The organism is Reella acinonychis (genome assembly GCF_052384575.1).
GTDB lineage: Bacteria > Pseudomonadota > Gammaproteobacteria > Enterobacterales > Pasteurellaceae > JBQSUQ01.
The window spans coordinates 85,606-112,287 of the sequence record NZ_JBQSUQ010000007.1; the positions used below are offsets into that span (position 1 = coordinate 85,606).

Sequence of the window (26,682 nt, forward strand, 5' to 3'; positions counted from 1 at the left end):
ATAGTCAATGAAATTTACGGATATTTTTATTCGTCGTCCGATTTTAGCTATTTCAATTAGCTTATTGATTGTAATTTTAGGGCTGCAAGCGATTTCAAAATTAAGCGTGCGTGAATACCCTAAAATGACGACAACAGTTATTAACGTAACCACTGTATATCCAGGCGCAGATGCTAATCTAATCCAAGCGTTTGTGACTTCAAAATTAGAGGAAGCCATTGCGCAGGCGGATAACATTGATTACTTATCTTCAACTTCATTACCAAATACCTCAAGAATTACGGCGAAAATGAAGTTGAATACGGATCCAAATACCGCATTAGCCGATGTATTGGCAAAAGTGAACTCAGTGCGTTCTGCATTACCAAAAGGAATTGAAGATCCAACAGTGACCTCATCAACTGGGGGAACGGGGATTATGTATATCAGCTTTACGTCGGATCGATTAGATGCAAGTCAAGTAACGGACTATATTCAACGTGTAGTAAAACCACAGATTTTTACTGTACAGGGTGTGGCGAAAGTTGAAATTTTTGGTGCATCAGAATATGCAATGCGTATTTGGTTAGATCCACAAAAACTAGCCGCGCAAAATTTATCTGCAACACAAGTGATGAATGCATTGGCAAGTAATAACGTACAAACTGCCGCGGGTAGTTTTAATGGTTACTACAATGTGTACAAAAATAAGGTCGAAACCACTACGAAAAACGTGGAAGAATTACGTAACTTAGTTGTTTTCTCCAAAGGCGATAACTTAGTTCGTTTGCGTGATGTGGCTGATGTGGAATTAAATAAAGAAAGTGACAGCACCAGAGCAACAGCAAATGGTGCGGAAGCGGTGGTGTTATCTATTGAGCCTACCGCTGAAGCTAATCCATTAACCGTTGCGGCTGATGTTCGCCCTTTGTTTGAATCTATTCAAAAGAATTTACCTGACAGTATTAAAGGGCAGGTTTTATACGACCGCACTATTGCGATTAATAGCTCCATTAATGATGTGGTAAGCACCATTGTTGAAGCTGTGATTATCGTACTTGTGGTGATTATGCTGTTTATTGGTTCTTTACGCGCCATTATTATTCCAATTATTACCATTCCAATTTCATTAATTGGGGTAATTATGTTGTTACAGGTTTTCGATTTCTCGATTAACTTGATGACATTGCTTGCTTTAATTCTCGCAATCGGCTTGGTAGTGGATGACGCAATCGTAGTATTGGAAAATGTGGATCGTCATATTAAAGAAGGTGAAACACCTTTCCGCGCAGCTATTATTGGCACAAGGGAAATTGCGGTGCCTGTTATTTCCATGACCATTGCATTAATTGCCGTATATTCACCAATGGCATTAATGGGCGGTATTACAGGGACACTCTTTAAAGAGTTTGCGTTAACTTTAGCGGGAGCGGTATTTATTTCTGGGATAGTGGCATTAACCCTTTCACCAATGATGTCGAGCAGATTGCTAAAACATGAAAGCTCAAAATTTGAGGAAAGAATTAACCGCACTTTAACTAAACTTACCAACTTTTATGGCTATGTATTAGGTTTAGTGATGAGCGCACGTAAAACTATGCTAGTGTTTGCGATGATTATTTTTGCTACTTTGCCAAGCCTTTTCAACGCCTTATCCAGTGAGCTGACGCCAGCGGAAGATAAAGGTGCGTTTTTAGGTATGGCGACAGCGCCTTCTAATGTGAATGTGGATTATATTCAGCAAGCAGCAAAACAATACGAAAAATTATTGGATGATTTACCAGAGCGTCAATATTCGCAAGTAATTGCGGGTGTGCCATCGTCAAATAGTGCGTTAATTGTGACGACGTTAAAAGATTGGAAAGAACGTTCTCGTTCACAAGCACAGATTATGGCGGAGATGAATGCAAAAGCGGCTTCTATTCCTGAAATTTCAGTAACAGGCTTTGCGTTCCCTGAAATTGATACTGGGGAAAGTGGTCCACCAATTGGTTTTGTTATCAGTACGCCGAATAGTGTAAAAGATCTTGCTGAAGTAGCGGGTAATTTCTTAACTAAGATGAAAAGTTCAGGGCAGTTCGTTTACACCAAATTGGGCTTACAATTTGATACCGCTGAGATGAACATTACCATCGATAAAGAAAAAGCGGGTACCTATGGCATTAGTATGCAACAGATTGCTTCTACGTTGGGTAGTTATTTATCGGCAGCGACTATCACGCGTGTGGATATTGATGGGCGCGCTTATAAAGTGATTTCACAAGTAAAACGCGCAGATCGTTTATCACCAGAAAGTTTCAAACATTATTATATTACGGCGGCGAATGGTGAAAGTGTTCCTTTAAGTAGTTTATTAAATATTAAATTGGAAACTCAACCAACTTCATTGGCGCGTTTTAGCCAATTAAATTCTGCGACTATTCAAGCTGTGGCATCTCCAACATCAACAACTGGTGATGCGGTAAAATGGTTAAAAGAAGCTGCTAAGGATTTACCGCAAGGCTATAACTACGATTGGACTGGTGAAGCACGTCAATTAGTACAAGAAGGTAATGCTTTAGCAACTACATTCTTACTAGCAGTTGTGATTATTTTCTTAGTATTGGCAATTCAGTTTGAATCCTTACGCGATCCATTAGTGATTATTGTATCCGTTCCTCTTGCATTAAGTGGAGCCTTGCTCACTTTAAATGTATTGAGTTTATTAACGGGAATGAAAATTGCCAACTTCGTGGGTACAACATTGAACATCTATTCGCAAGTCGGCTTAATCACATTAGTTGGTTTAATCACTAAGCATGGTATTTTGATGTGTGAAGTAGCGAAAGAAGAGCAACTTTTACATGGCAAAAACCGTATTGATGCGATTATGTATGCGGCAAGAATTCGTTTACGCCCAATTTTAATGACAACAGCGGCAATGATCGCGGGTCTTATCCCATTACTTTATGCCTCAGGCGCAGGTGCAGCAATGCGCTTTAGTATGGGGATTGTGATTGTGTCAGGTTTGGCCATTGGTACGCTATTTACCTTGTTTGTTCTGCCGGTGATTTATTCTTATGTAGCAACAAGACATAAACCATTACCAGAATTTGATGAAAACCAACCTGTAATGATTACAGATAGTCATCATTAAAATAAAACTAATAAAAAATAGACCGCACTTTTAAAAAGCGCGGTCTATTTTTTTGTGTTTTATCGAGCTAATTAGCAAGATTGACTTCAATTTTTATCGAGAGTATATTCTATTTTGTCGTTAGAAAAGCGATGATAATCTCGAGGATCGCAGGCGGAAAGTGATTTTACTTTCTTTGATCGTGTGTAGGTGTTTCGAGCCCTACCTAATGACAAAAATGTGCTTAGAAAAGCGATGAATCTCCCTGATCGCAGGCGGAGGATTGAAATAATATCTTCTTTGATCGTGTGTAGGTGTGGGGAGCCCTACCTAAGCACATTTTCTTTCTTCAAAAGTATTTCCTTGTTCCAGACTTCAAAAAATAGACCGCACTTTTAAAAAGTGCGGTTTATTTTTTTGTGTTTTCTATGTGATGTCAATAATGTACAATAACTTGATTATAATGAGTGATAACATAGGCTTAGGCTTGATGAGAAACAGTTCACTTCATTTCATTAGGTAAACAAATTTCTACCAATAACCCTTTCTTGAAATTGATACTTTCTTTCAGCTCTATTGTTCCCGAATAATTGCATACAATTTCTCGTGCTATCGCTAAACCTAAACCTGAGCCTTGTTGTTCTGTTCCAAGAATACGATAGAAAGGTTCTAATACACGTTCATGTTCTTCTTTAGGAATACCATTACCATTATCTTCTACCTGAATAATAACCTTGTTTCCTTTATTCTTTACGTTTAAATCAATTTGACTACCATTTGGCGTATAACGTATAGCATTATCCACCAGTGTTTTTACGAGCAAATAAATATCGGTTTCAGAACCATAGAAATTGACAGTTTGATTGTTTGTTACACCTAAATCTTGTTCTTTATTAAGGGCTAAAGGTAAAACATCTTCAATCACACGTCTAAAAATATCTTGTATATTAAAATGAGTATAGTGTTGTGTCGCCTTATTTTGAATACGAGCAAGCGAAAGCAGTTGTTCTAGTAAATTTCGACTGCGTTGAACGCCTTTTTGTACTTGTATCAGTTGTTTTTTCGCTTCAATAGGTAAATTTTGTGATGCAAGTTGCTCAATTTGTAGTGAAAGGGCTGTCATTGGACTACGCAACTCATGTGAAGCATCTGCAATAAAACGTTTTTGTTGCTGAATGAAATCATTTGTACGCCCTAATAATCGGTTGATTTCTATCACAAAACCTCGAATTTCACTAGGAATTTTTTGAGTTGGTAACGGGGTTAAATCTTGTTCATGGCGTTTTTCTATTTTACGAGATAATCTATCGACTGGTTTCATTGCTAAACGCACAATGATAATGGTAAGTAAGACGACTAAAGGTAATAAAATCAACAAAGGTAAAATGCTTTGCCATGCACTGCGAACAGCAAGATCCTCACGATACTCATTTTCTTGCGTAATGATCATTTTACCTTTTGGGGTACTTCGCACATAAGTGCGGTATAAATCATCTGCGTTTTTTAAAGTAAACCAAAAGCGGTTTTCCTTGCGAGGATTCACTTTCTCATATTTTTTACCGTCTTTTTTGAGCGTATGAAAACCATCAGCTATCTGTTGCGGAAAGTTTGTTGGCATTGTATTAAGGTGTTTGTTTCGGTGTTCAAAATAAACAAACACACGAGCATCATTATCAGAAAGTGGGTAATAAGGTGTTGAATCATCTGAAAAGTGAATAAAAGATGAAAGTTGTACGAGCATGTCATCTTGTAATTTATAAGTTTCTCGGTAGGTATCGTAAAAAGACACACCACCAGCAATAGCAGCCACTAATGTAAATAAGGCGGTACAAGCAAGGGTAAGTTTAAATTGGATTGAATTTTTCATAGATTTCTAATTAAGTACCTTTATTCAGTCGTCATAATAAGTATTAGAGATAACTTGCTTGTTTTTGCAATTAATGCTTGGTAACTAGCCAACCCACACCTCTTACATTTTTAATATGTTCTTTGCCAATTTTTTTTCGTAAGCTATGAATTAAAAAGTCAATTGCATTACTTTCAACTTCTTCGCCCCAAGAATAAATTTTATCTTCTAAATCAGAACGAGAATGGATAATCCCTGAACGTGTCATTAACGCTTGTAAGATTGCAAATTCTTTATTACTTAATTCGATGGGCGTTGGTTGATCAGCAATAGTGACTTGGTAATTGGTTGGGTTTAATGTGATCGCACCATTAGTCAGTAAAGGGGTACTTTGCCCACTTTGACGGCGAAGTACAGCACGAATACGAGCTAATAGTTCTGATAAATCGAAAGGTTTAATAATATAATCATCCGCACCACCATCTAGTCCAGATAATCGGCTATCCAAATCATCACGAGCAGTAACTATAAGTACAGGAACATTATTTTTATCTTGTCGTAAATGGCGAAGCACCTGCAAACCGTCTTGACCTGGTAAACCCAAATCAAGTAAAACTAAATCATATTGTTGACTATTGAGGGCTTGTTCAGCAGTTTTGCCATTATTTACCCAATCTACCGCATAACGAGCGTTCTTTAACCCCTCATAAACGGCATCAGCAATCATTTTGTCATCTTCGACTAATAAAATTCTCATAATAAAAATTAGTAATAAAATTGACTAGAGTTTAACAAAAGGATGGGTAGAAATAAATCTACCCATTTATACTTATGCTGCTTTTAATTTTAAAGCAAAACGTTCTAATACCGTACCTAACCATACACTACCATGTCGCCAGTTTTTCTTTAAGCTAGGCATACATTTCTGTTGAAATGCTAATTTCACTTTATCAAATTTATTCGGTGTTTCAACTGCATATTGAAGCTCAGTATGAATATCTCTTATTAATGTCGTTAAGGCTTGATTTAATAATGTAATTTCAACTTCCAACTCAGCCGATTTTTGATAAATTGCTTGCTCCAAGCGATGTGATTCACGCTGTAATAATAGAGCTTGTTGCATTTCATCTTCCATTTCTATTGTGTTTATAAAACCTTGTAATGCTACTTCGACATCTTCACTATATCGTCTTGCCATCAATTCAAGTAACTGTTGGCTTTTCATTATTTCCTGATTGAGATTTTTCTGTAACTGTTCAGCTAATAATGAGAAATGTGTATTTTGTTTCAAAATACCTTCGAGCTGCTCAGTTAATTTTGCATTTTCTTGTTCAATAATTTGTTGTAAATTTTGTTTTACTGTATCAATTTTAATGTTTTGCATAATTCATTCCTTCTTATTGAAATGCCCCATTTGAGATGGGGCTAACTAAAATTAATTGGTTTTCCCTTCTACTGTATCAGTATTGACATAACCTTCACGATGTTCGTGTTTTTTATGGTGTTTGTCTTTTTTCTCTTTTTTAGGCAAATCAATGAGTTGCCCATTATCCGCATCAATAGTTACTACAAATTCTTGACCGTTATTGATGGTTTCAATTTTATAATAGGATTTACCATGTTTATTTTTGAAATCCGCTTCTGCTACTTTACCGCCCGTTTTAGCAATAGCAGTTTCAATTGCTTGAGTAAAGGTTACTTTGGGTACAATATCTGCATGTTGTTTTACTTTTTTCGGTGTTTTACTTTCAACTGCTAAAATTTCACCATTTGTCGCATCTACATCTACTTCATGTTTTTGACCATTTGCAAACATTTCTACTTGGAAATAATCTTTACCGTAAAAAGAATGTTTGAATTCAATTTCTTTCACTTTTGCATCTGAACCAATTTTAGCTTGTGCAGTAGATAAGGCTTGTACTGCGGTAATTTGTGCTTTGCTTAGAGCTTCTTGTTCTTTGGGTGACATAGCATTGACTGTACTCATTGCACCAAATGCCACTACGCCTGCTAATAAAGTTGCTGCGAATGTTTTTACTGATCTTTTCATCTTTTGCTCCTTGTTTGGAAATTAATTGATAAATAGAGGATTATTTATCGCAAGTTTGATGTTCTCGCCCTTTCGATGTTGAGCATTTTAGAGAGGAAAAATTAGGGGAAAATTAGGAAATAAAAATTTTTATAAATTTTCTTCAAAAAAATAGACCGCACTTTTAAAAAGCGCGGTCTATTTATTTTATGTTTTAATTCATTACCAGAAAAGGTAAGCAACGGTTGCGATAACAAATACACAGAGTAGGTTAAGTACAATACCTGCACGTACCATTTCGCTTTGTTTAACTTGACCAGAACCAAAGACAATCGCATTTGGTGGGGTTGCCACTGGCAACATAAATGCACAGGATGCACCTAAACCGATAATCAAGGCTAAGCCAGTTTCTGGAATACCTAAGGCTTGTGCGATAGAAATAAAGATTGGCACCAATAATGCAGCACTTGCGGTATTTGAGGTAAATTCAGTTAAGAAGATAATAAAGGCGGCAACAATCAGTCCGATTAGGTAGTAATGTCCCCCTTCAATCATAAAGACAATACCATCCGCCATAATTTTGCTTGCGCCTGAATTTTTTAACACGCTACTTAAGGTTAAGCCGCCACCGAATAACATTAACACGCCCCATTCGGTGTTATCTTGAATTTGTTTCCAAGACGCTACGCCAAAAATCGCCACAAGCACAGCTGCAAATAAGGCGACTACGCTATCAAAGCTTGCAATTTTTTTGCTTAATCCAAGGGCGGATGATAATGCCGGATTGATTGAACTACTGAAAATCCAACATAAAGCCACTAAGACGAAAATAATTAAGGTAATCACGCGTTGACGATCCATTTCAATTTTTTCAAATTGTTGATCAAAACGGATTTTCAAATTAGGTTTAAAAATAAGGTATAGAATTCCCACCATTAATGGTAAAAGCGCAATGGCAATTGGTAAGCCGTACCAGAGCCAATCAGAGAAAGTGAGTTTTAATTGTGAAGCAACAATGGCATTGGGTGGGCTACCCACTAAGGTTCCCATACCACCAATACTTGCACTGTAAGCAATACCTAACAGCACGAAAACATAGGTGTTGTGTTCTTTTTCTCTGTCTAATTGACTTAACACGCCCATGGCTAATGGCAACATCATTGCGGCTGTTGCGGTGTTACTGATCCACATAGAAAGGAACGCGGTAACGCCAAATAAATAAAGGCTAGCCACCATTAAATTGCCACGTGCTAAAGACATAATTCGGTTAGCGATCATACGATCGAGCTTTTGAATATGTAACGCTGTGGCCAATGCGAAACCACCAAAGAAGAGGAAAATCGTTGGGTTAGCAAAATCGGCGAGTGCTTCTTTGGTTGTAACCAAACCTAAACCAATGGCTAATAAAGGCACTAAAATGGCGGTGATGGTTACATGTATGGCTTCTGTCAACCAAAGCACTGCAACAAATGCGAGTAAGGCAAGCCCTTTATTTTCATTTGGCGCAAAAGGTAAGGTGTTAAGCAAGATGAAAAATAAAGCGATATCGAAAAGTAAAATAACGCCTTTAGGGTTGAGTAGTGTTTTCTTCTCTGGCGTGAATTCCATAGTGTTCTCCTATGTTTTATCGTAACTGATTGTCTCACGTTATCTAATTGTTAAAAAAAAGCAACAATTTTTTTATGGTTTTGTGACAGAGTTCTAAAAATAAAAAAGCGCGGTTAAATTTTATTTAGAAATTCACCGCGCTTTTTAAAAAAACTAACGTTATTCTTGCTCTAAGTCGTCCAATTCTAATGGTTCTTGAGAAAGGATAATGCCTGTTAAATCAGCATAAACATAATCTTCAGGGAAAATAGTTACGCCACCAAAATTTACTGGCACATCACTCTCGCCATGAGTTTGGTTATCCGCGCCCACAGGAATTGGCGCTAACGCTTGAATACCAATATCAATATTTTCTAATCCGCTCAATTGGCGAATTGCACCATAAACAATGATTCCTTCCCAGCCGTTATTCGCTGCGAGCTGTGCCAAATCCGCATCAATCAATGCGCGACGAACAGCACCACCACCATCAACAACCAATACGCGCCCTGTGCCATCTTCCTCTAATAGTTCAGCGATGAGCCCGTTATTTTCAAAACATTTAACAGTAGTTACTTTGCCATAAAATGAGGCTAAGCCACCGAAACTGGAGAAAATAGGATCAACAACATCTACTTGATCAAGATAGATATCACAGAGTTCAGAAGTATCAATATGCATAGGATTTCCTTTCAAATTAATTATTTCAGCTTGGTTAGTATATGCCTGTTTTTATAGAATTAGCAAGCCTAAACTAAATAGAATCGTGCTAAGAAGAGCTAACATCGACATTTTGGCTAACATCGGTCGTAATTCTGTTGGCGCTTTATGTTGATAAACAAAAATAGCGTGTTTGGCTAATAAAATCGCAATCATTGCAATTGGTGCAAGTAGCAAGGGTTTATGCTGTATCGCGAAAAGGGTGTAACAAATCACCGCACTTGAGAGTAAGATGCAATGGTAAATACGCCCGTTTTCAGCACCAATACGCACGATTAAGGTATTTTTCCCTGCTTTGCGATCTTGCTCAATATCACGTAAGTTATTGATATTTAATACAGCAGTAGAGAGAAAACCACAAGCTGCTGCAGGTAGGAAAATATCCGCTGAAAGTTGATGCGTTTGTAAATAGTAAGTGCCACAAACTGCAAGCAAGCCAAAGAATAAGAAAACGGAAATATCGCCTAAGCCTAAATAGCCATAGGGTTTTTTGCCAACAGTGTAAGTAATCGCAGCAACAATGGCCAATATGCCGAGTATGGCAAAAGCGATTAGATCATTTACACTTTCATAAGCAATGGCGATTAAGGTTGCGCCAGATAAGAAGCTGGCGAAGCTGACAGCAATTAATCCATTGCGTAATTGCTTTGCGCTCATTTGCCCTTGTTGAATACCACGCAAAGGACCAATGCGTTCGCTTGTATCCGAACCTTTTTGATGATCGCCATAATCATTGGCAAAATTCGAGACAATTTGCAATAACGTGGCAGTAAGCAAACACAATAGCGTAATAGCCCAATTGTGTTGTCCTGCCCATTGTGCTAATGCGGATCCTGTTAAAATAATTGCTACTGCTAGAGGTAAGGTTTTTGGTCGAGCAGTGTCGAACCACGCTTTCATTGTTGCCATAAAAAACTACTCAAAAATCTACCGCACTTTGAGGCGGTTTCAGGTATGATAAGGAACACAGTTTAACATAGAATATAAAATATGTCTGATTTGAGCCTCACATTACAGCCTGTTGCCATTATCCATACGCCTTATAAAGAAAAGTTTTCGGTGCCGCGCCAAGCAAATTTGGTGCGAGATGGCGTAGGCGTGGTGGAATTGTTACCGCCTTATAATTCGCCCGAGGCAGTTCGTGGGTTAGAAGAATTTAGCCATTTGTGGCTGATTTTTCAGTTTGATCAAATTCCTGTGGGGAAATGGCAACCCACTGTTCGACCACCGCGGTTAGGCGGCAATCAACGGGTCGGAGTTTTTGCTTCGCGAGCCACACATCGTCCAAACCCGTTAGGGTTATCCAAAGTAGAATTGCGTCGAGTGGAATGTCAACATGGCAAAGTGTTGCTGCATTTAGGTGCGGTGGATTTGGTGGATGGTACGCCGATTTTTGATATTAAACCTTATCTTGCTTATGCTGACAGCGAACCTAATGCCATTTCAGGCTTTGCACAGCAGAAACCCGAAGTGAAGTTACAAGTGGTGTGGCAAGAAAAAGCACAAAGTACGGTGCAAAAAATCGAACAATTTCAACCGCACTTTCAGCGTTTTGTCAGCGACGTATTACAGCAAGATCCGCGCCCTGCCTATCAACAAGGGCAAATCCGCGAGCGTGTTTATGGTGTCAATTTAGCGGATTATAATGTGAAATTCTGCTTTTGTGCGGAAGGCGTGGTTGAAGTGATAGACATCGAAAAAAATGAAAGGGCGTTATAAACGCCCTTGATTTTATAAGGTAATTTCTAATTTATCATGGGCGCGTAACGCTTTTTCTAAGGCTTTTTCAACGGAAATATCGCGCGCTAAAACAACCGCCATGCGACGATGACCATCCACCTCACCTTTGCCGAAAATGCGTAAATCGGTATTCGGTTCTGCCAATACTTCTGCTAAGTTGCCGAATTGCACCTGCGTTGATTTCCCTTCTACCACAACCGCTTTAGATGCTGCTGGGCTGATTAAATTAATGGTAGGAATTGGTAAACCTAAGATCGCACGTGCATGTAAAGCGAATTCGGAAAGTTCTTGTGAAATCAGCGTCACCATGCCTGTGTCATGAGGGCGTGGCGAGACTTCATTGAAAATAACATCATCACCATGTACAAACATTTCGACACCAAAAATGCCGCGTCCACCTAATGCGCTAGTGATTTTTTCTGCAATATGCTGTGCTTTCTGTAATGCGGCTTCAGACATGGCTTGTGGCTGCCAGCTTTCACGATAGTCGCCATCTTCTTGACGGTGACCAATTGGCGCTAAGAATGAGGTGCCGCCGATGTGACGAACAGTTAATAGGGTGATTTCATAATCAAATTTGATAAAGCCTTCTACAATGACGCGACCTGCACCAGCGCGACCGCCTTGTTGTGCATAGTCCCAAGCTTGTCGAATTTGATCGGCTGATTTGATCACAGATTGACCATGACCGGAAGAAGACATAATTGGTTTCACAACACAAGGAATACCGATTTTTTCCACCGCACTTTTGAAATCGTCAAAATTGTCCACGAATTGATAGTTAGAGGTCGGCAAACCCAATTCCTCTGCGGCAAGACGACGAATACCTTCGCGATTCATAGTGAGTTTGGTGGCTTTCGCTGTTGGAATGACGTTATAGCCTTCTTGCTCAAGCTCAATTAATGTGTCTGTGGCAATGGCTTCCACTTCTGGCACAATGTAGTCTGGTTTTTCTTTTTCGATAAGCGCGCGTAATGCAGCGCCATCTAACATAGAAATAGTGTAAGCGCGGTGTGCTACTTGCTGAGCGGGCGCATTGGCATAGCGATCCACTGCAACCACTTCTACGCCGAGGCGCATTAATTCAATCACTACTTCTTTGCCTAATTCGCCAGAACCTAGCATCATTACTTTGGTTGCTTTTGGGGTAAGTGCGGTACCAATTGTCGTCATTTTTTCACTCCTTAGGGATTGAGTAATTTCTCGTCTAACATTAAATCTTCATTCTTATTAATGCCAATGCCGCTATCAATAACGTGCTGAACAGCTTTGTGTGCATCTTCTAATGAATGTTCTTTGAAAGAGCCACATTGATATTCATTTAATTCAGGAATAGCATGTTGATCTTTCACTGCTAAGGCATCATGCATTGCGGCTAACCAAGCTTTTGCAACGCGTTGTTCATCTGGCGTGCCAATTAATGACATATAAAAACCTGTGCGGCAGCCCATTGGTGAAATATCAATAATTTCTACATCATCGCCATTTAAGTGATCGCGCATAAATCCAGCAAACAAATGTTCTAAGGTGTGAATACCTCTTGGCGAAATGATTTCTTTGTTGGGTTGGCAAAAACGCAAATCAAAAACAGAAATAATATCGCCTTTTGGGGTTTGCATGGTTTTGGCAATACGCACCGCAGGGGATTTCATAATAGTGTGATCTACTTTAAAACTGTCGAGTAATGGCATAAAAGATCCTTTAATTAAAAAAAGTTGAACTTTCTAACCTCTAGTTGGTCTTATATTACAAGCAACATATAGTTGTGTTTATAATAAAAAATTGGTTCCTTAGGTTATACTTGCCGCTCCTTGTGAGCGGCTTTTTTATGGCGGATATTGTACACTTAAATTGTTATAAAAAGGTATAACCAATCACTAAACTCAGTAAAAATAAATAGCGGAATCCTTTTCCAATGAGAATATAAAAAGCTGAAGGCCAAGGATTTAAGCGTAGCCAGCCAGCGACGGCACAAGCTAAGTCGCCAATCACAGGTAGCCAACTCAATAATAATAAAAAGGTACCGTAAGCGGAAAACTTCTCTAAAATCCACCGCGCTTTTGTATTGGTTTGCGGATTGATTTGTGGCGAAGGGAAAATTCGCCCAAGCCAATAAGTTGTTAAGCTACCCAATGTATTGCCCAAGGTAGCTGCTGCGAATAATTGAATGATAGGCAAACTAAAATATTGCTCAGCAACAAGTTGAATTTTGGCGGCTAAAGCTAAAAAGACGATTTCAGAATTGCCTGGCAAGACGGTTGCACTGAGAAAGGCGCTAGCAAACATCAAGCAAAGGCTGTATTCGCCTAAAAGTGCGGTTAAAAAATCAACCATTTTTCGCTTGAATAATTTGTTGAATTCTTACATCAAACACATCCATCCCTGCATTTAAGCTTGCCTGTATGCCGAAATCTGCATCTTCAAACACTAAACAATGTTGGGGTGGCACCTGTAACAATTCGGCGCAACGTAAAAAGGTTTCTGGATTAGGTTTGTGATGCGTCACTTGATCGGCATCGACGATGACATCAAAATAAGGACGCAAATTAAATTTATCTAATAATAAATTGACCATATTGCCATGTGAGCCAGTGCCTAATGCCATAGGAAATTGATGATGATAGGTTTTGACAATGTCAAAAGCGGGGAGTAGCGTTGCATTTTGTTCTACCATTTCAAAACCAAAGGCACGTTTCAAACGGATGATTTCTTCTAATAATTCTGCCGGAATATCGTAGCGTTGCATGACCATTTTGGCGATGACAGAAACAGGGGCACCTCCCAGTTGATACATTAAATCACCATTAATGGGATAGCCTAATACCTCGCCTACTTTTTCCCAAGCTTTTGCATGGCTTGGCATGGTATCAATGAGTGTGCCATCCATATCAAAGATAAGTGCGGTGTAATTTTGCAGGGTTTCTTTCGCTAACATATTTTTATTCCATCCATTTAATCAGACGAAATATTATAACGATTTTAGAACGAAATTTGACGAAAAATAATAAAAAGGATAAGAATAAAGGGAATTCGTTATTGATAATAAAAGGGAAATGGCGCACCCGAGAGGATTCGAACCTCTGACCGCTCGGTTCGTAGCCGAGTACTCTATCCAGCTGAGCTACGGGTGCTCAAGAATTGATTGGATATCTAAACCATTTTATCCAGAGTAGAAGATGAAATGGCGCACCCGAGAGGATTCGAACCTCTGACCGCTCGGTTCGTAGCCGAGTACTCTATCCAGCTGAGCTACGGGTGCAGATTTTTCAATTAATTAGGTTTTACAAAAATGGCGGTGAAAGAGGGATTCGAACCCTCGATGGAGTGTTTAGCCCCATACTCCCTTAGCAGGGGAGCGCCTTCAGCCTGCTCGGCCATCTCACCGCAATTGGTTTGTGGGCGATATGATACGGTTTTCTGCTAACAAGTCAAATGCTTTTTGATAAAAAACGTTTGTTTGTTTAATTCCTCTACAATTATTTTCTCGTTCCGTTCAATATTTCACGTAATCTGGCAAAATTTTCCGCGTTGGATTTTGCTTTTTCTTGTTCCGTTAATACAGGTTTATCACGTTCCCATTGAATATCGTCTTGCGGTAGCTCTAATAAGAAGCGGCTAGGCTCTGGTCTTATGATTTCGCCATATTGTCGCCGCTCTTTACAAAGTATAAAATGTAAACTCTGTTGCGCTCGGGTAATGCCTACATAAGCGAGGCGGCGTTCTTCTTCAACGTTATCTTCATCAATACTGGTTTGATGTGGCAATAAACCTTCTTCCATGCCAATCAAAAAAACATGAGGAAATTCTAAACCTTTGGAAGCATGTAATGTCATTAATTGAACTTGGTTACTTTCTTCGTCATCTTCGCCTCGTTCCAACATATCGCGTAAGATTAGACGTGCAACAACTTGGCTTAATGACATTGCTTCATTAAATTCATCGCCACGTAACATATCTGCCACCCATTCAAATAAGGTTGCTACGTTTTTACTTTGCATTTCCGCTGCTTTTGGCGTAGACGCGGTTTCATAAAGATATTCTTCGTATTGAATTTGTGCGAGCATTTTTTTGACCGCACTTTCTGGCGAATGTTGTAATTCTTCGTTGAGTTCCACAATCCAGCGAGCGAAATGCTGTAAGGCATTATAAGCTTTTGGTGTAACACGTTGAATTAATTCAAAATCAAAAATCGAATCAAATAGACTCATCTGTTTTTCATTTGCCAATAAACCTAATTTTTCCAAGGTTGCAGGCCCAATTTCTCGCTTCGGCGTATTGATAATGCGTAATAAAGCGGCATCATCGTCTTGATTTACTAAAACACGTAAATACGCCATCATATCCTTGATTTCAGCGCGACTAAAGAATGAAGTGCCGCCAGAAATTTTGTAAGGAATACGATTTTGCATCAGCATTTTTTCGAGCAAGCGCGATTGATGGTTGCCACGATATAAAATGGCATAATCTTTATATTGGGTTTTATGAATAAAACGGTGAGCAATTAATTCTGCCACCACGCGCTCTGCTTCATGCTCTTCATTTTTAGCTTCTAAGATCTGTAATTTTTCCCCTTCGCCTAAATTGGAAAATAAACGTTTGGCAAATACATGATCATTATTATCAATCAAAATATTGGCACAATGTAAAATGCGTTGCGTCGAACGATAATTTTGTTCCAGTTTAATAACATTTAAGTTAGGGAAATCGTCACGTAAGCGCACCATATTTTGAGGTTTCGCACCGCGCCATGAATAAATGGATTGATCGTCATCGCCTACAACCGTAAAACAAGCGCGCTCGCCTACTAATAATTTGATTAATTCATATTGACTTGTGTTCGTGTCCTGATATTCATCAACTAATAAATAGCGAATTTTCTGTTGCCATTTTGACCGCACTTCAGCGTTTTGTTTAAACAATAAAGTGGGGAGCATGATGAGATCATCAAAATCTAAGGCATTGTATGCGCGCAGCTGAGTATTATAGCGTTCGTAACATTGAGCGAATAATTGATATTTCGGATCCGCCGCTAATTGGCTGGCTTGTTTAGGTAAAATGAGATCGTTTTTCCAGTGAGAGATCACTACAATTAACTGACGTAGCAATTCTTTGTCATCATTGAGTAAATCTTCCGTAAGTTCTTTAAGTAACGCCATTTGATCATATTCATCAAACAAGGTCATATTCGATTTAAAACCTAAATGCTGATATTCACGTTTGATGATATCAAAGCCAAGCGTATGAAAGGTGGACACAATGAGTCCTTTGCTTTGTTCTTTGCCAATAGAATGGGCAACACGTTCTTTCATTTCTCTTGCGGCTTTGTTGGTAAATGTAACTGCGGCAATCTGTTTTGGCGAATAGTTGCACTGATTAATTAAATAGGCAATTTTATTGATAATCACACGTGTTTTGCCTGAGCCAGCGCCAGCCAGAACTAAGCAAGGACCCGTAGTAAATTCAACGGCTTGTTGTTGTTGCGGATTCAGTTTCATATTCTGTGATTAAGTGCGGTTAAAATTATGCGTGTTTTCTTCACAAGGTTTTTTGTAAAATGCATAAAAAGGAAATTATTATACCTATTTTTAATGCTTTTGGCGTAATCAATAGACTTTCGATGTCTTACATATTAGAATTGTTGAAATTTTGTGAAATTTTTTGAGGCTAACCTATGAAAAATATTGTAATTGTTGGTGGTGGCGCTGGCGGGCTTGAGCTTGCTACCTTTTTAGGCAACAAATTAGGACGTAAAAAGAAAGCCAATGTGGTGTTAGTAGATCGTAACCAAACGCATCTTTGGAAACCTTTATTACATGAAGTTGCAACAGGGGTATTAGATGCTGAAACTGATGCAGTAAGTTTCCGCGCACACGCCTTTAATCATGGTTTTAACTTTGAGCAGGGATCCATTGCGCGTATTGATCGTGTTAATAAATACGTTGAATTAGAACCCGTTTATGGCGCTGATGGCGACATGATTGTGGTTGCTCGTCGTATCCCTTACGATTATTTAGTGGTGTCTATTGGTAGTAAATCAAATGACTTTAATACCAAAGGTGTTGCTGAAAACTGTATTTTCTTAGATGCGCCAAATCAAGCATTACGTTTCCAACACAAAATGTTGGAATTATTCTTAAAATTCTCTGAAAACAATGCGTTATCAGAAATCGGTGAAGATGAAAGTAAACAAAGTTTAGTTCAAGAAGATAAAGTGAATATTGCCATTGTTGGTGGTGGTGCTACTGGCGTGGAATTGTCAGCTGAACTCTTTAATGCGGCGAAACACTTATCCTCTTATGGTTATGGCAAAATTCGTAGCGATTGCTTGAAAGTCACTCTAATTGAAGCAGGCGATCGTTTATTACCCGCCTTAACTGAACGTATTTCACATTCTGTACGCGTGGAATTAGAAGAGCTAGGTGTGGATGTGCGCACTGGCACCATGATTACGGAAGCAACCCCAAATTCATTGCTCACAAAAGACGGTGAAGAGATTAAAGCGGACTTAATGGTATGGGCGGCTGGTGTTTGTATTTCGCCAATTACTCAACAATTTGACGGCTTAGAATTGAACCGCATTAATCAAATTGTGGTGAAAGATACTTTACAAACCACAGTTGATGATAGCATTTTTGCTATCGGCGATTGCGCTTTCTTAATGCAGAAAGATGGTACACCGGTGCCTCCTCGCGGTCAGGCAGCGACACAAATGGCAACAGTCTGTGGACAAAATATTTTAGCCTTACTTGCAGGCAAGAACGATCTTAAAGCCTTTGAATTCCGCGATAAAGGTTCGTTAGTGTCTTTATCTAAATTTACTGCATTAGGTAACATTACTACAGGTAAGAAAAGCTCATTAACCGTTGAAGGTCGCTTAGCGAGATTAGCTTATATTTCTCTATATCGTTTACACCAACAACGTTTACATGGTTGTTTTAAAACGGGATTAATCATTTTGATTGGCCGATTAAATCGCTTTATTCGCCCATCATTAAAACTTTATTAAAGATGAAAAAAGTGCGGTGTTTTCCACCGCACTTTTTTTATTCACTTAACTGTAATTTGAGTCGAATCTTTCTCAATAACAAAAATAACCAGGGCCATAACAAACCGCTAATCAGGGCGCCGAAAATTTCTTGCCAGTGGAATGTGGCGTTATGAATGAGTAGTTCCACGATAAACACGCCAATTCGAATACCAAACACTAGCACCACGACCAATAAGCTTTGTAACCAAATGGATAAGTTGCGTAGCAAAATGTGGTTTCTGGCGACAAGGTACATAAATAAAGAAAGTACCAAAGCATGCACCCCCATTACTGATCCAAGCACTAAATCCCATAAAACACCTAAAACAAAAGCAGAGCCAATACTGACTTTTTCAGGGATAGATAATGCCCAGTAAGTCAGTACTAAGACCAACCAAGAGGGTTTAAAGCTTTGAAAGCCCGCTGGCCAAGGCATAATTTCCATGACTAATGCAATAATAAAGATCAAGCACAAGCTAATGAATTGAACGAGAAAACGCGTTTGCATTAGTCTTCCTCCCGATGTTCTTTAAGTTCAGGATCAAGCTGAGTATCATTTGAATTCATCTCAACAGGTAAACTTTCCGTTAAATGCTCTTCACTTTGTTGTGTCGGCTCTTGTTCATCTGTTACAGGCTCTTTTTTCAGTTGCTCTGGAACATTATTTTTATTCGCTAAACGTTGCTGTACCGCTTTGCGTACTTCTTCTGGTGAATGTGCTTGTAGCTTACGCATTTCTTCGCCATTTGGCCAAACAAGCAATACGTAGCGTAAACGTTCTAAGGAAGCTAAGGGTTTTGCTGTAATAGTAGCGAAATAATTAGATCCATCACGCGATACGTTTTCAACAATGGCAACAGGGTAGCCTTCAGGGAAGCGTCCACCTAACCCCGAAGTCACTAATAAATCCCCTTTGACAATATCCACTGAGCGAGGTACATGATCAAGGGTTAATTCATCGGTTCTTCCAGTACCACTCACAATGGTTCGCACATCATTACGCAATACTTGCACAGGAATGGCATGAGCAACATCAGTGAGTAACAGTATTCTGGAACTGTGTTCGCCTACTGAAATGATTTGTCCAACCACACCGCGCTCATCAATCACAGGTTGCCCTACATAAGCGCCTGAGCCTTGTCCTTGATTGATCACCGCTTGTTGACGATAAATATCACTTTCTGCGGTTAAAATTTCCGCAATTTTTTTGTATTCATCTTTACGCAATGGTGAGTTCAATAATAAACGCAGGCGTTGATTTTCTACCTTGAGCTGATCTAATAACAACAAATCTGCATTTTTTTCAATCAGTTGTTTTTTGAGTACCTGATTTTCAATTTGCAGTTTATTGGTATCAATCAGGTTGTCTGAAACGCTATCAAGTACAGTGTGGGGGGTATTTGCCAAATAATAAAGTCCACCGATTGCTGTTTCCATAACTGATCGGGCTTTGATCACCGTATTGGTTTTTCCGTCGGAAAGAATTAGAGCAATCGACGCCGCTACGACTAAAAATAAACGTAGTCCGAGAGGCGGGGATTTTCCAAAAATAGGTTTCATAGGCAGTCCAAACTAAAAACAAAAAGTGCGGTTAAAAACAAAGGATTTTTTCGGTATTATGTAGCAGTTGCACAAAGCCGTAAAACTGCATTTTAACTGCAATAAAATAGCATGCCTTTAGCCTGATGAACAAGGTTAAGGGCATTTTTTTTGGTCTATTTTGGGGAATTTTCCCTAAACATTCCCTTATTTACACACAATCCATCCCATTTTCCCTACATACAGACGTAGGCAATTTGCTCAACCTTGATTCAGGTAAGCTATTTTCCCTCATTGAAATGTCAATTGAAGTGGGTAACTGACGTTAAGCGACTAACTGCTCTTGTTCATACTTCATTCGCTCATTGAGATTGCGAAAATACGATTGGGAAATTTCTTTAGGACTGAACGCAGCCATGCCGATAAGTTCTTCAGTACGATGATTACCTTGCCAGTAACCTACACATTCTTTCAGTGGTAACACCCATAAGCAACGTCTGAGGACATCTTCAAACAGTTCACCGTTTGATTTGTGACGGTTATCTGACATATAGACTGCTTGATTGGCATACAGTAAAGCATATCTATTGTCGCATTTATGATGTACGCCACGATGTAAATCACGAAAACGAGCGTTGAAGGATTCGGCAAGATTATTGTTCACGCTACACTTACTAAAACACTCTTGATGATTGACTGACCATCTGGTGTAGTGGAAGTCTAAACCATCGCAGAAAATATCGCTACCTTGTTTGACAAATTGTTGATTCATTTTCAAAATGGTTTCGGCACTTTCACTGTAATCCATTGCCACAATGGTTCTGTCTGAACCATTTAAGTGACTATCATTCGATGCACGTTGACTAAAATTGATGATACAACGTTTAGTTGGTCTAAATTTCGGGAATCTTCGTCCTTGTTTATCGGCTTTTTGTTTCTGTTTGTAATGATTCTTGCGAAAGTTTGGCTTTCTTAGCGTGAAGTTAATCCATGCTCCATCTTCATGAATTTCACCTTGCAATGGACTTAAATCACGAGTTTTAAATAAGACTTCACGCAGTTTTTGGCAAAGGGCATGGGCGGTTTTGTGGTTAATACAGAGAATTTGGCTCATGGAAATAGCGGACATGCCTTTCGCTTGACTGACAAAAAGCTGAATCGCTACCAATATCTGAACGAAAGAAAGTTTGTGGAAAACTAAAGCGGTATTCGTGGTGATATAAAAATAGCGTTTACAATGCTTGCATTGCCAACGTTTACGAGATTTCACGAAATAGGCGTGATGGCGGATGCCACAATGCGGACAGCAGACATCCTTGATATTATGAGGATTTCCCCAACGATTGACTTTTAAACGATGAAAGGCTTCTTCTTCGGATAAACGGGCAATGTCTATAATAGATAAGGTTTTTGATTTGCTTGAAAGTAAATGATGTTGTGCCATAAGTATTCCTTGTGTGTACAAGGTACTCAAAGCCCTTTTCTTAAACGCCAGATATGAAAAATCGCCCACCTGAAAACTCAAGTCGGCTCAAAGCGTTTAGTGCTTCGAATACCGTACCGCACTGAATACTCAGTGACAAATGCCAAGATAAGCTCAAACCAACATTCGACCGCCTATTGCGGTCGTTGTCGATGATAGATAAGCAATGAAATAGTCACTTATCTAGCGAGCCATCTTGCCTTGTAAACAAGGCGAAAGGCGAAAATTATTCGTAAGCAAGTGATAAATTGAAATCTATTATTTCAATTCCAATTTATAGTGAATTATTTTAGAACAACGTAAATACAAAAGCAACGGTTCAAGAACCGTTGCTTTTTACGTTTAAATTACATGAAGGAATGAATTTTATTTACCATTCATAGCCAATTCCCACAGAACTAACAATATCCCCCTGTGTATTGGCACTACCACTTAATTTAAGTAATAGTTTGCCATTATCACTAGCTCTTGAGTAACCTACGGCAATCGCACTTTGTCCTTTGTAGTTACCTGCTGAAGCAGATACCATTGATTTACCATTACCACGAACTTGTGGCAAACCTGCAATGGCAGCAGAACCTGCTACACCTGCTCGTAAATCTTTATTCACACGATTAATTTTGTGATCTAAATGATTTACTCGATCACCTAATTTTGCAATATTTTGCGTATTTTGGTGAACATGTAGGTTAGTTGCGAATAATTGCGAACCATTTACTGCTTCGGTTGATGTTGGACTGATAGTCGCAGGGGCAACGTTAGTGACTTTTTTACCACCCGCATTTACACCTTTAGTTGAAAGCGAAACATTACCTGCGGTAATTGAGTTCACTTTCACATCATCAGCGAGTTTCACTTGGACTTTGCCACCTACTGTTGCAGTGGAAATATTTTTACCATCACCCGTTACAAAAATCGTATCACCCAATTTATGCTGAGTAGATGTACCATCGTCAGTTTCAACGTGTAAACCACCTGTTACAGATAAATCGTAATTGATCGCTCCTGTTGTTGCATTAACTACGGTTTCAGTAATACTGACTGTTGCATCTTTAGATGTCACCGTTGGTTTACCATTATCCACATAGGCTTTGTTTACTACATCGTTGTCATTAACTGGTACACCAACATTGGTAATAGTATGACCACCCATATTAAGTTGATCGCTTGATAACAACACATCACCCAGTTTCACTGACCCCTTATCGGTTAAATCAAGATTTTTGTTTAAATCCACGACAAAGTTTTTACCGCCCGATTCATTTACGCCTTCTTGTTTAACGGTTAAGTTTTCACTTCCTGCACTGACTGATTCCTCTACAACTTCTTGATTGTCATTACCTGTTGCTACAATATGATAATCGGTAACAGATACACCTTCATCATTAGTGGTTGTGGTAGTAGTTAATGCCAATCCTGCACCCGTACTCACTGTTGTTAATGGAGATTTTGGTACAATCGCATTAATAGTGAAAGTTTTTGCACCACTATCAGGATCAGTTGTTTCATCAATAGTTACGTTATCCCCTGCTTTGATGTTATTCGCAATCGCATTATTAATAGCATCAGATACATCATCAGGATTTACCGCACCTAACTCTAGTCTATTTACTGCATCAACAACAGCATATAATTGTGAACCATTGATTGCATCCGTTGAAGTTGAACTAACACGTCCTGCAGCCACATTCACAATTTGACGTTCAGCACCTTCCGCACCTACACTGACCGTAGAAGTTGGTTGAATACCCGCAAAATTATGCGTTACACCACGAATCACTATGTTTTCGGTTGGATTTGGAGCTTCGACAGTTGAACTATTACCTAATACAACAGCATTATCAAATCCTGAGCCAACGGTAATATTATTGCCGAGTACAACTGCGTTTGCTGATTGTACTTGATTGTTCGTTCCGATAGCTACAGAACCAAGTCCAGTTACCATTGAATCACGTCCGATAACAATACCATCATTTGCTGTTACTGTTGAATTAGTCCCCATCGCAATGGAATCATTACCTGAAGCAAAGGCATTTGAACCATGAGCTTGTGAACGCAGACCAAGATCTCTTAGACTAGAATCCGCTAATTGGCGATTGATTTCATCAAGTTCGTTTTGCTTTCTTGCTTTATCATCTTCCAATTGTGCTTTTTCAGCCTGTTTATCCGCTAATTCACGTTCTTTTTCAGCTTTTAAGTCTGCTGCACCTTGTTCGTCTGGAGTTAAAGCTAAATCTGTAATTTGCTTATTAAGCTCGTCAATTTCACGTTGTTTTCTATCGACAGCTTGCTGTGCTTGAGAAATGTCAGATTGGATTTCTTTTATTTTCTCTTGAACCTTTGTGATAATGACATTTTTGCCATCATAATAACGTAAATTTTTATCAATGAAATTTTCTTGCTTAATGACATAATCAATCCCTTGATTCACTTCATTTTTACCAGTTTCATTAAATCTCACAGACATTCTTTCAAAATAAGACGAATCAACATTTAAGGCTTCAATTTCTTTTTTGAGGTTAATCTGACGAGCAAGCAATTCATCTCTTACATTATTAGTGACAGCATCGTTACGAATTTGCTCACTGACTTGGCGGTATTCTTCCAATTTTGCATTAAAATCTAAGACTTTTTGTAAATTCTCACGATAATGATCTTTATCTACAACCCATTTATCTGAATCATAGTCAATAGTATCTGAGTAAAGATTGAACTGATCGTAACGGTGCTTTATATACTCTAAATCTTCATCTGATAAGGCTTTATCTTTGATAATACGCTCTACAACAGCATCAACTCCACTAACATATACCATTAAACCTGTTTGTTTTTTACTAGGAGCAATTTCACTTTTAACAGCTTTTTTTATAATCTGAAATGGATTGCTTTGATCGTAATTACCTTTTAAGGGAGCTAGCTTAAACACATAATCTTTATCATGACCGTTTGATGCATTACGTTCACGATTGAAATACTGAACATTTGTATATTGTGTAGCAATGGCATGAGTATTTGTAGATGTATCCGCTATCAAATGACTAAGAATAAGTTGATCATAAAGATTGCGTTGTAAATCAGAATGTTTAAAGTTCCGAGCCTTGTCCCAATCATTTTGAGTTAAATTTTTATTACTCAAATTATTATTATCTTGGTAAGTAGAATTCGTGTGATTATATTCATCATTCTCTAAATGAGTGTAAATATCATCACGTGAAATATCTTGGATAGATTTACCAAGTCTTAAATAAATATTTTCGAGTGCTAACCCTGTATTAAGTGGCACGCTTGTATTATCACTGCCAACTGAAATATTTCTATACTTTTCATTTCCCATTTCTGCATCATAAATATTACGATAAGCATCATAAGAAGAACGTTTATTGATAAATTCATTCAAGACGTCAAGATACTGTTTATCGGTGAACATACCTTGAATATCAGGAAAATCCCCCTCTAGTTTATTCTTTAAGTCCTGAGTAAGCTCAGAACGACCATCAGCATTATTGAGTTTGTTGTAATCTAAACTATTAAGAACAGGTGTAAAATCAACAGCTACATTTTTATTTTCACCAATCAGATACTCATTAGGTAAACTGTTTTTAGCATTATCCAAATCTTGCGTTAACCCAGTTAATTCATTACCTTTATTAGCCAACTCATCATTTAGATTATCAAGTTGATCAGATTTTTGCTCTTTACTATCAATAAGATTAGTTAAGTCAGCAATTTGTTTATTCAGATTATCTTGGGTTTTATCATTAGCTTCTAAATTGGTATTGATAGTGTCAAGCTCCTCTTGTTTAGTGGCTTTTTCACTCAACAACGCATTTTGTGCATTGACTTTATTGGCAAAATCCTCTCGGTTAAAGCCATTTCCTGTTGCAACAGAACCTTTACCAGTTGCAACACCATCTAATGCCGTTGCAAAACTATCTGTTCCAATAGACACTGCGTTTTCAGATGTTGCAGTACCTTGAATAGAAATTGGTGTAGCAAAAATTTGCCCTGTGGCTAATGCTGTTAATAAAGTAATTGCGGTTTTTGCTGTATTATTATGTTTTTTATACATAAAATATTCCTATATAGAAAATAATTACCCACAATATTTTGTGGAGTGGAATATCTGGCAAAAAAACAGAATAAAAATGATAAAGCTATTGCTTTACTTTGAAAATTTAGACATAATAAACATATCTGGTAAAGAAACCAGACATAATAAACGAAAATAAGCCACTCACCTGAGTGGTTTATTTGTTTCTGGAGAGTGATACTATTCTAAAAGAACTAAACTCGGTTGGCAAGAGCATTATTGATTATTTAAAAATATTTTATTGCATACGTACTCAAAACACTATCTATCACTGACTTCCAGTCATAATCTAAATCCTGTCTAAATAATCTTACACTATCATACCAAACCGAATCTTCTCGATTGAGTAACCACCGAAAATCAGGGCTATAATTAATGAGAATCCAAGTTGGTTTCCCCATTGCAGCAGCAAGGTGTGCAACTGAAGTATCTACACAAATCACTAAATCCATTTGATCAATGATTGCAGATGTATCGAAGAAGTTATCAATGTCGTTATGCCAATCATAGACATTATTAAATATAGCCAATATCGACTGTTCATTATCATTAATATCTTTCTGTAAAACGTGAAAATCAGCATTAAGAGAAAATAAATGAGAGAATATTTCTAATGGAATACTACGAATTTTGTCAACATCTGTGGCTGCCCCTCCACGCCAAGCAACCCCAATTTTGAATTTATTAAGCGGTAGTTTTTTTCTCCATTTTTGCAAATAGCTATTTTCTGAGAAGAGATAACTTGTTGTATAAGGGATATTATCAAGGCGAGTTTCCAATATTGCAGGTAAACTCATCATTGGAATCCAGTGAGAAAATTGTACTTCATCTCCGCCTTTGGCAGTAGCAATACCATATTTTGCAAGATTAAACGACAAAAAATCGTCAATATGCTCATTATTCCAAACTAAAACATCCAAACCTTGCTGTTTTAAATAAATAGCATAACGGATAAATTGAATATTATCACCTATTCCTTGTTCTGAATGAATAAGTAATCTGCCTTGTGAAATATCTTCCCCATTCCAACGAGGGCGTGGAAATATAATCGGATTTTGGAAACTCTTATAATTACTCTCCCAACGTTTTTCATAAAGTTGCCAACCAAACTCATAATCACCTAATAGATTGAGTAACATACCTGCATCCATACAAGCAATGGCAAGCTCTTGTGGAAAACTCCCTAGACACTCCATCCCTTGTTTATAATCTCTCAAGGTAAGTTGAAATAAACCTAATTTTTTCAAATTACCTGCACGAGCGATATAGTGCATTGGGTCTAAGGTTTCTTTATGAAAATACTTGTCGTTAATAACGATTTGATAGACCAGATCGTAATAAATAGTCTCTTTTTCCAATTCAAATAATATTGAAAAAGAATTAGATAGGTCTTTATACTTAATTTGATTGATTGATTGATTGATTGATTGATTGATTGATTGATTGATTCAATATTATTTTGTTTTTCTAACAATGTAGCAAGTGATATATCTCTCATGGCAAGAGAATTGCAACCTATGTCAGCAA

At 38.2% G+C, this 26,682-nt stretch carries 20 protein-coding genes and 3 tRNA genes; 3 read left to right on the forward strand and 20 right to left on the reverse strand.

Annotation, left to right across the window (positions count from 1 at the left end):
- Positions 1-7 precede the first annotated feature (7 nt).
- Complete coding sequence (gene acrB, locus ACT2CV_RS04185) at positions 8-3,115, forward strand: multidrug efflux RND transporter permease subunit AcrB (protein ID WP_464973541.1); 3,108 nt, start codon at positions 8-10, stop codon at positions 3,113-3,115.
- Positions 3,116-3,596: 481 nt separating this feature from the next.
- On the opposite strand, the gene ACT2CV_RS04190 is transcribed toward acrB, so the two are convergent.
- From ACT2CV_RS04190 to ACT2CV_RS04220, 7 genes are all read right to left on the reverse strand, one after another.
- The gene (locus ACT2CV_RS04190; protein ID WP_464973542.1) at positions 3,597-4,961 is read right to left on the reverse strand and encodes an ATP-binding protein; all 1,365 of its coding nucleotides are present in this window, start codon (positions 4,959-4,961) and stop codon (positions 3,597-3,599) included.
- A 70-nt stretch (positions 4,962-5,031) separates the two neighbouring features.
- Positions 5,032-5,697 (reverse strand): response regulator, encoded by a 666-nt coding sequence (locus tag ACT2CV_RS04195; protein WP_464973543.1) that lies wholly within the window; start codon positions 5,695-5,697, stop codon positions 5,032-5,034.
- Between the two features lie 72 nt (positions 5,698-5,769).
- Complete coding sequence (locus ACT2CV_RS04200) at positions 5,770-6,324, reverse strand: hypothetical protein (RefSeq protein ID WP_464973544.1); 555 nt, start codon at positions 6,322-6,324, stop codon at positions 5,770-5,772.
- A gap of 51 nt (positions 6,325-6,375) precedes the next feature.
- On the reverse strand, positions 6,376-6,990 hold the full coding sequence (locus ACT2CV_RS04205; RefSeq protein WP_464973545.1) for a PepSY domain-containing protein: 615 nt from the start codon (positions 6,988-6,990) through the stop codon (positions 6,376-6,378).
- 201 nt (positions 6,991-7,191) lie between these two features.
- A complete protein-coding gene (locus ACT2CV_RS04210; protein WP_464973546.1) occupies positions 7,192-8,577 on the reverse strand; it encodes a DASS family sodium-coupled anion symporter in 1,386 nt (461 codons plus the stop codon).
- A 159-nt stretch (positions 8,578-8,736) separates the two neighbouring features.
- Positions 8,737-9,237: a ribonuclease E activity regulator RraA gene (rraA, locus tag ACT2CV_RS04215; RefSeq protein ID WP_464973547.1), complete on the reverse strand. Its 501-nt coding sequence runs from the start codon at positions 9,235-9,237 to the stop codon at positions 8,737-8,739.
- A gap of 51 nt (positions 9,238-9,288) precedes the next feature.
- Positions 9,289-10,185 (reverse strand): 1,4-dihydroxy-2-naphthoate polyprenyltransferase, encoded by an 897-nt coding sequence (locus ACT2CV_RS04220; RefSeq protein ID WP_464973548.1) that lies wholly within the window; start codon positions 10,183-10,185, stop codon positions 9,289-9,291.
- Positions 10,186-10,266: 81 nt separating this feature from the next.
- Here ACT2CV_RS04220 and tsaA point away from each other — a divergent pair, with 81 nt between their 5' ends.
- A complete protein-coding gene (tsaA, locus tag ACT2CV_RS04225; protein ID WP_464973549.1) occupies positions 10,267-10,995 on the forward strand; it encodes a tRNA (N6-threonylcarbamoyladenosine(37)-N6)-methyltransferase TrmO in 729 nt (242 codons plus the stop codon).
- A gap of 12 nt (positions 10,996-11,007) precedes the next feature.
- Here the strand turns inward: tsaA and purT are convergent, their stop codons facing one another.
- From purT to rep, 8 genes are all read right to left on the reverse strand, one after another.
- Positions 11,008-12,189: a formate-dependent phosphoribosylglycinamide formyltransferase gene (purT, locus tag ACT2CV_RS04230; RefSeq protein ID WP_464973550.1), complete on the reverse strand. Its 1,182-nt coding sequence runs from the start codon at positions 12,187-12,189 to the stop codon at positions 11,008-11,010.
- Positions 12,190-12,200: 11 nt separating this feature from the next.
- Positions 12,201-12,707, reverse strand: a complete 507-nt coding sequence (luxS, locus tag ACT2CV_RS04235) for an S-ribosylhomocysteine lyase (protein ID WP_464973551.1) — start codon at positions 12,705-12,707, stop codon at positions 12,201-12,203.
- Positions 12,708-12,870: 163 nt separating this feature from the next.
- Positions 12,871-13,350 carry a YqaA family protein gene (locus ACT2CV_RS04240; protein WP_464973552.1) on the reverse strand — a complete coding sequence of 160 codons (480 nt, stop codon included), beginning with the start codon at positions 13,348-13,350 and terminating at the stop codon, positions 12,871-12,873.
- Positions 13,343-13,951, reverse strand: a complete 609-nt coding sequence (locus ACT2CV_RS04245; RefSeq protein WP_464973553.1) for a beta-phosphoglucomutase family hydrolase — start codon at positions 13,949-13,951, stop codon at positions 13,343-13,345. Before ACT2CV_RS04245 ends, ACT2CV_RS04240 begins: the two co-directional genes overlap by 8 nt.
- Positions 13,952-14,070: 119 nt before the next feature.
- A tRNA-Arg gene (locus ACT2CV_RS04250) sits at positions 14,071-14,147 on the reverse strand.
- 51 nt (positions 14,148-14,198) lie between these two features.
- A tRNA-Arg gene (locus tag ACT2CV_RS04255) sits at positions 14,199-14,275 on the reverse strand.
- A 31-nt stretch (positions 14,276-14,306) separates the two neighbouring features.
- Positions 14,307-14,400: transfer RNA gene (locus ACT2CV_RS04260), tRNA-Ser, on the reverse strand.
- Positions 14,401-14,492: 92 nt separating this feature from the next.
- Positions 14,493-16,511 (reverse strand): DNA helicase Rep, encoded by a 2,019-nt coding sequence (gene rep, locus ACT2CV_RS04265; protein WP_464973554.1) that lies wholly within the window; start codon positions 16,509-16,511, stop codon positions 14,493-14,495.
- Between the two features lie 176 nt (positions 16,512-16,687).
- On the opposite strand from rep, the gene ACT2CV_RS04270 reads away from it, so the two are divergent.
- A complete protein-coding gene (locus tag ACT2CV_RS04270; RefSeq protein WP_464973555.1) occupies positions 16,688-18,022 on the forward strand; it encodes an NAD(P)/FAD-dependent oxidoreductase in 1,335 nt (444 codons plus the stop codon).
- Positions 18,023-18,059: 37 nt separating this feature from the next.
- Here the strand turns inward: ACT2CV_RS04270 and mreD are convergent, their stop codons facing one another.
- From mreD to ACT2CV_RS04295, 5 genes are all read right to left on the reverse strand, one after another.
- The gene (gene mreD / locus ACT2CV_RS04275) at positions 18,060-18,551 is read right to left on the reverse strand and encodes a rod shape-determining protein MreD (RefSeq protein WP_464973556.1); all 492 of its coding nucleotides are present in this window, start codon (positions 18,549-18,551) and stop codon (positions 18,060-18,062) included.
- Positions 18,551-19,603, reverse strand: a complete 1,053-nt coding sequence (gene mreC, locus ACT2CV_RS04280) for a rod shape-determining protein MreC (protein WP_464973557.1) — start codon at positions 19,601-19,603, stop codon at positions 18,551-18,553. Before mreC ends, mreD begins: the two co-directional genes overlap by 1 nt.
- A gap of 304 nt (positions 19,604-19,907) precedes the next feature.
- Complete coding sequence (locus tag ACT2CV_RS04285) at positions 19,908-21,026, reverse strand: transposase (protein ID WP_464973558.1); 1,119 nt, start codon at positions 21,024-21,026, stop codon at positions 19,908-19,910.
- Between the two features lie 409 nt (positions 21,027-21,435).
- On the reverse strand, positions 21,436-25,134 hold the full coding sequence (locus tag ACT2CV_RS04290) for a YadA family autotransporter adhesin (RefSeq protein ID WP_464973559.1): 3,699 nt from the start codon (positions 25,132-25,134) through the stop codon (positions 21,436-21,438).
- Between the two features lie 248 nt (positions 25,135-25,382).
- Positions 25,383-26,513, reverse strand: a complete 1,131-nt coding sequence (locus ACT2CV_RS04295) for a glycosyltransferase family 9 protein (RefSeq protein WP_464973560.1) — start codon at positions 26,511-26,513, stop codon at positions 25,383-25,385.
- Positions 26,514-26,682: the final 169 nt, after the last annotated feature.